The sequence below is a fragment of the Amycolatopsis sp. NPDC058340 genome, assembly GCF_042723975.1.
GTDB lineage: Bacteria > Actinomycetota > Actinomycetes > Mycobacteriales > Pseudonocardiaceae > Amycolatopsis.
In genome coordinates this window covers 28,734-37,608 of sequence record NZ_JBHXIB010000059.1, presented here as the reverse complement: position 1 = coordinate 37,608, position 8,875 = coordinate 28,734, and the positions used below count along the sequence as shown (strand labels likewise).

General features: G+C 69.6%; 11 protein-coding genes. 4 read left to right on the top strand and 7 right to left on the bottom strand.

Going from position 1 to position 8,875, the window contains the following annotated elements; genetic code table 11:
- Positions 1–63: 63 nt before the first annotated feature.
- The gene (locus ACFWIW_RS36790) at positions 64–951 is read right to left on the bottom strand and encodes an oxidoreductase (RefSeq protein ID WP_378372707.1); all 888 of its coding nucleotides are present in this window, start codon (positions 949–951) and stop codon (positions 64–66) included.
- 88 nt (positions 952–1,039) lie between these two features.
- Between ACFWIW_RS36790 and ACFWIW_RS36785 the strand changes: the two genes are divergently transcribed.
- Positions 1,040–1,687 (top strand): DNA-binding response regulator, encoded by a 648-nt coding sequence (locus ACFWIW_RS36785; protein WP_378372706.1) that lies wholly within the window; start codon positions 1,040–1,042, stop codon positions 1,685–1,687.
- Here ACFWIW_RS36785 and ACFWIW_RS36780 read toward each other — a convergent pair.
- The gene (locus ACFWIW_RS36780) at positions 1,684–2,565 is read right to left on the bottom strand and encodes an ADP-ribosylglycohydrolase family protein (protein ID WP_378372705.1); all 882 of its coding nucleotides are present in this window, start codon (positions 2,563–2,565) and stop codon (positions 1,684–1,686) included. The genes ACFWIW_RS36785 and ACFWIW_RS36780 overlap by 4 nt on opposite strands.
- A gap of 305 nt (positions 2,566–2,870) precedes the next feature.
- Here ACFWIW_RS36780 and ACFWIW_RS36775 point away from each other — a divergent pair, with 305 nt between their 5' ends.
- The 3 genes from ACFWIW_RS36775 (at position 2,871) to ACFWIW_RS36765 (ending at position 4,920) form a co-directional block, all read left to right on the top strand.
- A complete protein-coding gene (locus tag ACFWIW_RS36775; RefSeq protein WP_378372704.1) occupies positions 2,871–3,185 on the top strand; it encodes a hypothetical protein in 315 nt (104 codons plus the stop codon).
- A gap of 34 nt (positions 3,186–3,219) precedes the next feature.
- Positions 3,220–4,431: a peptidoglycan-binding protein gene (locus ACFWIW_RS36770; RefSeq protein ID WP_378372703.1), complete on the top strand. Its 1,212-nt coding sequence runs from the start codon at positions 3,220–3,222 to the stop codon at positions 4,429–4,431.
- A gap of 78 nt (positions 4,432–4,509) precedes the next feature.
- Positions 4,510–4,920: a hypothetical protein gene (locus tag ACFWIW_RS36765; RefSeq protein WP_378372702.1), complete on the top strand. Its 411-nt coding sequence runs from the start codon at positions 4,510–4,512 to the stop codon at positions 4,918–4,920.
- Positions 4,921–4,971: 51 nt separating this feature from the next.
- Here ACFWIW_RS36765 and ACFWIW_RS36760 read toward each other — a convergent pair whose 3' ends face one another.
- The 5 genes from ACFWIW_RS36760 to ACFWIW_RS36740 form a co-directional block, all read right to left on the bottom strand.
- Positions 4,972–5,955, bottom strand: coding sequence for a glycosyltransferase (locus ACFWIW_RS36760; protein WP_378372701.1), 984 nt, complete (start codon positions 5,953–5,955; stop codon positions 4,972–4,974).
- Between the two features lie 91 nt (positions 5,956–6,046).
- The gene (locus ACFWIW_RS36755) at positions 6,047–6,535 is read right to left on the bottom strand and encodes a hypothetical protein (protein WP_378372700.1); all 489 of its coding nucleotides are present in this window, start codon (positions 6,533–6,535) and stop codon (positions 6,047–6,049) included.
- 194 nt (positions 6,536–6,729) lie between these two features.
- Positions 6,730–7,470, bottom strand: coding sequence for a hypothetical protein (locus tag ACFWIW_RS36750; RefSeq protein WP_378372699.1), 741 nt, complete (start codon positions 7,468–7,470; stop codon positions 6,730–6,732).
- A gap of 177 nt (positions 7,471–7,647) precedes the next feature.
- Positions 7,648–8,199 carry a M23 family metallopeptidase gene (locus ACFWIW_RS36745; RefSeq protein ID WP_378372698.1) on the bottom strand — a complete coding sequence of 184 codons (552 nt, stop codon included), beginning with the start codon at positions 8,197–8,199 and terminating at the stop codon, positions 7,648–7,650.
- A gap of 142 nt (positions 8,200–8,341) precedes the next feature.
- Entirely contained in the window at positions 8,342–8,782 is a 441-nt protein-coding gene (locus ACFWIW_RS36740; RefSeq protein WP_378372697.1) for a hypothetical protein, read from the bottom strand.
- Positions 8,783–8,875 lie beyond the last annotated feature (93 nt).

Sequence of the window (8,875 nt, the reverse complement as noted above, 5' to 3'; positions counted from 1 at the left end):
GGGGGGGGCGTGGGTGATCACAACCCCCCCACCGCACCCCCAGGACCGCAGGGACCGGACCGCTCACCCTCGGCCCACGCCGTCCAGCAGGGCCAGCTCCTCCTCGCTCAACCGAAGCCCGCCCGCCGCGACGTTCTCCTCCAGATGCCGTGGGTCGCCGGTCCCGGGGATGGCGAGCACATGCGCGCCGCGGTGCAGCGTCCAGGCGAGCCGGATCTGCGCCGGGGTCGCGTCGTGCGCCGCGGCGACCTTCGCGACCTCCGCCTCGCCCGGAACGGTGGCGGGGGTGGTGGCGCCGGGAATCGAGGTCGTGACGGCGAAGAACGGCACGAACGCGATACCGAGCTCGCCGCACAGATCGACCAGGGCGTCGTCCTCGCGGTCGGTCAGGCCGTAGCGGTTCTGCACGCAGACCACCGGAGCGATCGACAGGGCCTCGGTCAGCTGGTCCGCCACGACGTTGGAGACACCCAGATGGCGGATCAAGCCTGCCTCGCGCAGCTCCGCCAGCGCGCCGAAATGTTCGGCCACCGAGCCGGGCTCCTTGCCCATCGCGGCGCCCCAGCGCAGGTTGACGACGTCGAGGTGGTCGAGGCCGAGCTGCCGGATGTTCTCCTCGACCTGGCCCCGCAGCTGATCCGGCCGGGCGAAGGAGAACTCGCCGTCGCGGTCGCGGCCCGCGCCGACCTTCGTGGTGATCACGAGGCCTTCGGGGTAAGGCTGGAGCGCGGTGGCGATCAGCTCGTTCGCCGAGCGCGTGGGCGTGAAGTAGAACGAAGCCGTGTCGATGTGGTCGACGCCGAGTTCGATCGCGCGGCGCAGGACGGCGATCGCGCTTTCGCGGCTCTTGGGCTTCTCGTCCCACGGCATCCCGGTCAACCGCATCGCGCCGAGGCCGATCCGGTTGACGGTGAGGTCGCCGAGCCGCCAGGTGTCGTGAAAGTTCGTCATGACCACCAGCGTCGTGACGAGGCCGTCCGCAGTCAGAAAATGGCAACAACCTGCCACCCGGTCGCGCGGTTGAGGCAGTATCGGTGTCATGCGGACGAGTGATGCGGTCACGGTCGTGCGCGGCGAGGAGGAGCTGTTCCGCCGGGTCGGGCACCTGTTCTCGACCGTGACCGACATGGCGTGCGCCGCCAACGACCTCGCGACCTGGGTCGCCGCCCACGGAGCCGGCGAGCTCGCCGAGCGCCGGGCGGGCCAGGTCCGGATCCGCAAGATCTACCGGGCCGGTCTGCTGCTCGACCCGGGAACCGCGCAGGAGCTCGCGAGGGTCCGCGACCGGCACGGAGCCCAGGTCCGCATTTCCGCCGAGGACGTCAACGAGACGATCGTCCTGGACGGCAGGCTCGTCATCCTCGCCGGTGACCTCACCGCCGGGCAGCGCGGCTACAGCGTCATCACCCAGCCCGAAACGGTGCAGGGCGTGATGTCGCTGTTCGAGGCGGCCTGGCGATCCGCGACCGATCTCGCCGTCTTCGACGCGCGGGTGTCCGAGATCCGGCGGCTCGCGCCCGCGGTGCTGGACCTGCTCGGCAGCGGCGTCAAGGACGAGGCCGCCGCCCGGACCCTCGGCCTCGGCGTGCGGACCTACCGGCGCCGGGTCGCCGAGCTGATGGCCGCACTCGGCGCCGAGTCCCGCTTCCAGGCCGGTGTCCGGGCGCGCGAGCTGGGCTTGGTCTAGATCGCCCACTCCGGGAGCGGTTCGCATGCGTCCAGCCAGGACGGCGGCAGGCCGTCGGCACCGACCCGGGTCGCGACGATGCCCCCGACGATGGCGCAGGTCGTGTCGACGTCGCCACCGGCGCCCGCCGTGGTCCAGAAGGCCTTTTCGTAGTCGTCGAGGTTCCGGGCCGCGGTCCACAGGGTGAACGGCACCGTGTCGTGGGCACCGGTGCGGCTGCCGTTGCCCAGCTCGTGGGCGGCGGTCGCGGCAGAGGGCTCGCCGGCGAGGCGGACGGCGGCGCGGACACCGTCGTGCACGCGGCCCGGCGGCACCCGCCGCAGCACCTGGCCGAGGAAGTCCTTCGGGGACGGCGGGTCCGGGATGGCGGCCAGCGAGGCGGCGACCGCGACCGCGATCGCGCCGGCCACCCCGTCCGGATGGGTGTGGGTCACCTCGGCCGAAAGCGCGGCCTGGCGCGCGGCCTCGTCGGGATCGCCGCCGAACCAGGCGCCGAGCGGCGCGACCCGCATCGCCGCGCCGTTGCCCCAGGAACCCTGCCCGTCGAACAGATCCGTCACCAGCTCACGCCACGAGCCGCCCTCGCGGACGAGACGCAGCAAGCGGTTCATGGACGGGCCGTAGCCACGGTCGAAGTCGTGGTGCGTCGCGAAACTCGCGGCGAGCAGGTCTTGGTCGACGTGGCCTGCCCGGTCGAGGACGGCGAAAACGGAACACGCCATCTCGGCGTCGTCGGTCCATTGCCACGGGCCGGGCGGTGGTTGCCGCCGTGCCCAGTGGTCGCGATTGTCGGGGACGAAGAACTGGGAACCCAGCGCGTCGCCGAGGGTCAAGCCGTACAGGGAGTTCAAGGCGCGAGTGCGCCGGTCGATGGTCATCGCGGCCCATCCTGGCAAAGGCCCCGAGCTCCGGGAAAGGCGTTTTCCGTGCGCTCACCGGCCCCCCGACCGGGTGAGCTTCGGCTGCTGGCGGTGGGTGCCGAGAGGGTAAGATCTCCCCGCCGAGGATGCCGTGGAAATCTTCCGGGAACCAACGCGCGGCCGGATGCGTCGGTGTACACGAACGGCGTCATCGCGTTTCGGGAAACGGTGCGCACACGTGGGTGGGAACTCATAGGGTGCGCGGTAGGCAATGTGGGTCAGGCAAAGCACGGGCGCAGGCGCCGGGACTGGAAGGATCATTCATGACTCGCCGATTCGACCCAGAGCAGATCGCCGCGCTGGCCAAGAAGGTCGGCGGGCTCAAGGACGGCTACAACGGCACGGGCAAGGACCTGGGCGACGGCGACCCCGGGGCCGCGTTCGGCGACCTGAAGAACGCGGCCGGCACGGGGACCACCATCAAGGGTTTCCACCGCGGCGTGAACGCCGAACTGGCGGCCGCCGCGAAGCTCGTCGACGCCGCGTCGAACGCGCTGGCCAACGCCGCGCAGCGGATGCGCAACGACGAGGCCGCGGGTGTCGACACCCTCCGCGGCAACGGTCGCGAGCGGGACTGATCGGACTGAAGACGGGAACCAGGGGGATTTACCGATGACCACCGCGGAGCGGAATCCGAGCACGCTCGACGACCCGTCGCACGACCGCCCGAAGTCGCTGGACGCCATCGACAAGCACGCCCAGCAGACCCAGAAGCTCAACTCGGGTGCGGTCAACGACCAGGCCAGGAAGGTCGGCGGAGCCGCCACCAGGGCCAACGACCTCGGCGACGACCTCAAGGTCTTCCGCGAGGACGTCCTGCGCCACTGGGAGGGCAAGGACGCCGACGCCGTCGCCGACCACCTCGAAAAGCTCGGCAAGGCCAGTTACAAGGTCAGCGACAAGGCCGAGGCCGCCAAGAACATCCTCCAGCGCGTGTCGGAGATCCTGGACGAGGTCAAGAAGAAGGTCGCACAGCTCGCCCAGGAAGCCAACGACAAGGACGCGGACAACCGCAAGCTGATCGACGCGGCCCGCCGCCGGAAGAACAGCTCCGAAGACGACAACGAGATCGCCGCGGCCGCGTCGGATATCGAGCGGCTCCGGACGCTCAACGAAAAAGACTCGAACGGCAAGAAGGACGAGATCGAGAAGGCGCTGGACGACGCCGAGAAGCAGATCGACGATCTCCTCAAGCCGCTCGGCCTGGAGATCGAAGGCGGTTTCCTCGAACTCATCCCCGCCGACGACGGCCAGACCACGGCGTCGAGCGTCAACGCCAAGCCGGTCAACTCCAACATCGGCAGCACCCCGAGCTACGGCGGGGGAGACGGCGGCGGTGGGGGAGGCGGCGGCGGTGGCGGCGGTGGTCCGGCCGGGGTGCCGGGCGACGGCAGGCCCGCCAAGCCGATCGACGCCCGCGGCGACAACCCGGCGAAGATCGCGGAGCAGTTCCTCGGCCGCAACGCCGGCGACCTCAAGGGCAGCGGTGAGCTGCCCGCCATGCAGTCGTGGGTGCCCAACAACGTCAACTGCGCGAACTTCGTTTCCGGCTGTCTCGAGGCGGCGGGCCTGATCGACAAGGGACAGGCCAGTGCCTCGGTCGCGGGCCTGACGGCCAACCTCGAAGCGGACGGCTGGCGGTCGGTGCCGCTCTCCGAAGCGAAACCCGGCGACGTGGTGATCTCGAACAACGGCGGGCACGTCGTGCTGTACGCGGGCGATGGCCAGTTCATCGGCTCGAACAACGTCAACCCCGACGGTTCGCAGAAGATCAGCATGGGCGGCGGTGGCGGCCTCGTGAAGATCCTCACCCCGCCGACCTGATCCGACAGAACGCCGTAGCAGCACCGGGCCGGCGGACGCGATCGCTCGCGTCGCCGCCCGCCAGTGGGAGGTAGCTTGATGTACAGCCCGTCCGCACGACCCTTTCCGGTGGCGCTGAACCCCGGCGACCCGGTCCGGGAAGCGGTGCTCCAAGCCGCCACGGCCCGGCTCGACGAGGAGTTCGGCGATCAGGTCCGGGTGGCCGTGGAACAGCTCGACCGGCTCGGTCCCTGGGTGTTCCTGCAGGGCACGATGCGTCCCGTCGAGGCCGGTCGCCCGTACTACGCCGGCACCATCTACGAGAACCGCCGAGCCGACGGCGTCATGTCCGACGTCTACGTCGCCCTGCTCAAGAAGAAAAGCGAAACGAGTGTCGACGACGACCCGCGGTCCTGGCGGGTGGCCAACTGCGCCATCGGCCCGACCGACGTCGCTTGGCTGACCTGGCCGGACGACTACGAGATCCCGCAGGCTTTGTTCGGGTTCTGACCCGCTTCGGGCCTCGTGAGTGGCAAGGCCGGTTCTAACCGTCCTTGCCACTCACGAGGCCCGAGTCCATTCCGGCAGGGTGCGGGCGACCTCGCTGGGTGAAGGCATCCGCGAGATCTCCTCGGCGATCGCCCTGGCCGCGTCGCGATGCGCGGTCCGGCCCAGCAGGGTCCGCGTGTGCTCGGTGACGGCTTCGGCGCTCAGCTCACCGGGCTGAAGGCTCAGCGCGGCCCCCGCGGTGCACAGCGCTTCGGCGTTGGCGAAGTGGTCGGCTCCCTGGGGCAGGAGCAGCTGCGGGACACCGGCGGCGAGCGCGCCGAGCGTGGTGCCGCTGCCGCCGTGGTGCACCACCGCGTCGACGTGTGGCATCAGATCCGTTTGCGCTATCCAGGCCCGCACCGTGACGTTGTCCGGGACGGCGCCGAGGTCCTCCGGGCGGATCCGCCCCGAGGCGACGACCACGTGCGCGCGGAGCGGGGCCAGCCCCCGGATGGCCGTGGCGAGGACTTCCGGTGTGCCGAACGCGGTGCCGAGGGTCAGGTAGATCAACGGTCTCGCGGTCTTTTCGAGCCGCGCCGCCGGTTCGGAAAAGGGCACCGGGCGTAGTTCGACGCGTTCGGCCGTCGCGAGGAAGTCCTTGTCCTGCAAGGACGGTGGGCAGATGTCGAGATGTGGCCTGCCGGGTCGCGACGGCGGCTGAAGCCCGATCCCGTCGGGGAACATGCGGCCGAAACCGTGCCAGAGCCCCGGGATCCCGGCACGTTCGGCGGCGACGGCCACCCCCGGCTGCCCCCATTCGTGCACGACGAGGTCGGGCCGTAGCCGCGCTAGTTCCGGTTCGAGGTCTTCGGCGTAGATCTCGTAGAACGCGTCCGCCGGCCGGAACGGGCGGAGACCGTGCCGGAGCAATGGTGGATGGACGTTCTCTCCGGCGGCGAACCACACCTCGTGCCCGGCGTCCCTGGCGGCGATCGCGAGCGGGATCAGCGGATAGGTGTGGCCGACCGACGCGAGACTGGCGAAGAGGACCCGCATAGTTCGAGATGTTAGCATCAGATGTTCATAACATCTGAAACCTGGTGGATCTTCTTGACCGTGGTGATCCGGTCGGCGCCGTTCACGGTGATCAGCGCGCCGTCCCCGCGCCCGCGGGCCTGGTTTCCAGCCGCAGTGAGCTGTTCGGCACGCCGCAGGTCACCTCGTACCCGGATTCCGTCAGCCGGGCGCAGGTCCATTTGTCCTGGACGTCGAGCACCCGCTCGCCGGGGCCTTCGGCCTGCGGCAGTTTCCCGTAGTACTCGGTGATCACGTTGTACGCCTCGGTGCAGCCCGGTGTGGTGCCGTCCGTGGCGGCCACCGCGATCAGGTCCATTTTCGGTCGCCCGGGGGCGCCGACCTGGCCACCGCGCTTGCTGCAGTCGACGTCTCCGCCGGAAGACACTCCGGCGGCCGCCCCTTGTCCGCCGCCGGGCCGAGCCTGTTCGACGGCGGCGTTCTTCACCGGGGAACCGTTTCCCGCGACATTGTTCCCGCCGCACGCGGAAAGAAGTGCGGTGGCGGCGAGTGCCCCGCCCACAATGGCGGTCTTGATGGTCTTCTTCGCGGCGGATTTCATTTCAGCGCCCCTCTCGCGTCCATTGTCCGAAGCTTTGTCCCCGAAGACGCCGGGAGCGGAATGGGGTTGCGCCGAAAAGCGGTCGCGGCGCAGAGCTGCCCGAAGGTCCGGACCGCCGTGTCCGCATGGGCACGACCGCGGCCTGCCGCGCGACCCTCCCCGGCGCGGCCCGCCGGGGAGGGTCGCGGAGCGGGTTACGGGATGACGCGGTTGCGCAGGTTGTTCGGGTACGGGCCTTCGCCGTGGATGTTCAGCTCGTTGCCCACTTCGAAGCTGTAGTACGGGTGCGAGCTGAAGTAGCTGTCCAGATTGGTGCCGCCGAAGCAGATCAGATCCGCGCCGCCTGCCGCGTTGGGGCCGTTGCACAGACTCAACGTCGGGTACCGGAAGGAATCCACCGGCCGGAAACCGGCGCCACCGGGACCGGGAACGGGCAGATGCCCGATCAGGCCGCCCGGGTCACCCGGCCAGTTCGACTCGACGGGCTGCCGCCGTCCGTCGGCGAACAGCACGCCCTGGATGTTCCGCCCGGGCGGCTCGGTTTCCAGCACCGTGCCCGCGACGAGCGCGCCGAGGCTGAACCCGACGATGTACACCTTCGTTTCGAGGTCGCAGCCGTAGGTGACATAGAGGTTGTAGAGCGCGGTGCGGAGATTGGCGACACCGGCGTCGACGTCGGCGTACAGATTGACGTCGCCCGCGCTGTTCGGATACGGGATGCGCACCGGGTCGGCGCCGCCCGGCGCGAGATTCCGGTCGAGAAGTTTTTGCGCGCCGCCGTCCTGATATCCCGGGACGACGAACATGACGGGTCCGCACGGGCCGTCCGGGCGGGCGGGTGCCGCCTGTGCCGCTCCCGCACCGGCGATCGCGCCGGCCAGGGTGACGACGGACAGGACGGCGGTCGCGAGCAGACGCGCTCCGGTTCTTTTCATCGGTTTCTCCCCACTGTCGTATTGCCGCGCCGAACGCTAATGAATGCGGATGAAATACCGATGAAATGCGGCGCTGTGCCACTTTAGGGTGAAGTTTCCGACTTGGTCTCAAGGCGGTTTTCCCGCGATGACGGGAACACCCGCGGCGCCACGGGTGTCCTGCCGGATTACGCGGGCTCAGGCCCTGGTGTTGACGCTGACCGGGCGGGAGCCGGTCGGCGGGGTCCAGCCCTGGAGGGTGGAACGGAGGCTCACGCGGGTGGAGCAGTTGATCACCTGGTAGTGCAGGTGATAGTCGGTGGCCGCCCCGGTTTTGCCCGACCAGCCGATGATCCGGCCCTGCGGGACCCAGGTGCCCGCGTTGTAGATGGCCCTGTTCAGGTGGATGTACTGCGTGCAGGTGCCGTTGGAGTGCCGGATGATCACCTCGATGCCGTTCGACGCGTACGGCGACCAGCCCGAGACGAGGATTTGGCCGCCCTGTGCGGCGGACACCTCGTAGTTGGCCGGGAGTGCGAAGTCCCAGGCGTATTCGTTGTAGGGGCCGGTGTGGGAGAAGGTTCCCTCGGGTCCTTGGGAGACGGTGTAGGCCTCGCCCGCGGGGTACGGCAGTTCGTAGTAGTAGTCGACGGCCGAGGCCGTGCCGGAACCGGTGATGGAGAGGCCCGCCGCCGTCAGTACGGCGGCCGCCATCGTGATCAGCCTGCGCGGTAACGCTTTTCGGCTCATGGTGTCCCTCGCTTTCGTGCGATCGATGCCCTGCCGTCGGCCGGGCGTCCCTGAGTGAACAGGCAGGCCACGGCTCGGACAATGGTTTGTTCAGGGCTTGCGCGAAGGCGGGAATGGGGCTATTTCAGCGGTTTCGACCGCGTCAGCGGCGGCCCGCGGCCAGGATGACGAGGAACTGGCCGCCGCCCGGTTCGACGGCGGCGGTCACCGGCAATCCCGGCAGCAGCCGGGAGAAACGGTCCACCAGCCAGTCCGCCGCCTCTTGTGCGTCCTGCTTCGTCGGGCACCGGGCCACCATTTCGCGGCCGCCCTTGCGCTCCAGCCGTCCGGCGACGGTGATCAGCGGCGCGGGTTCGACCACGTGCAGGCGGTCCGGCCAGGCGATGACCACCTTGACCGCGCCCTTGCGGGTGTTGCAGCCGCGGTGCGCGAGCCGTTCGGGGATCTTGGCCTTCCGGTCCGCGGTCCGGCTGTCGACGCTGGGGCCACGAGGGTCGTTCACCGACATCTCCGGGTCGACCGGTTCGTCGCATACCCAGCATCGCCAGCCGTCGCGTTCGGCCACGTCGTCGAGGAGACTCACGCGGTCAACCTAGCCTGAAGTCCGTGAAGGCCTCCTTGAGGGACTCTGGGTCCCTCAAGGAGGCCGTCGACGTCCGCCCGATTTAGTGGAGGG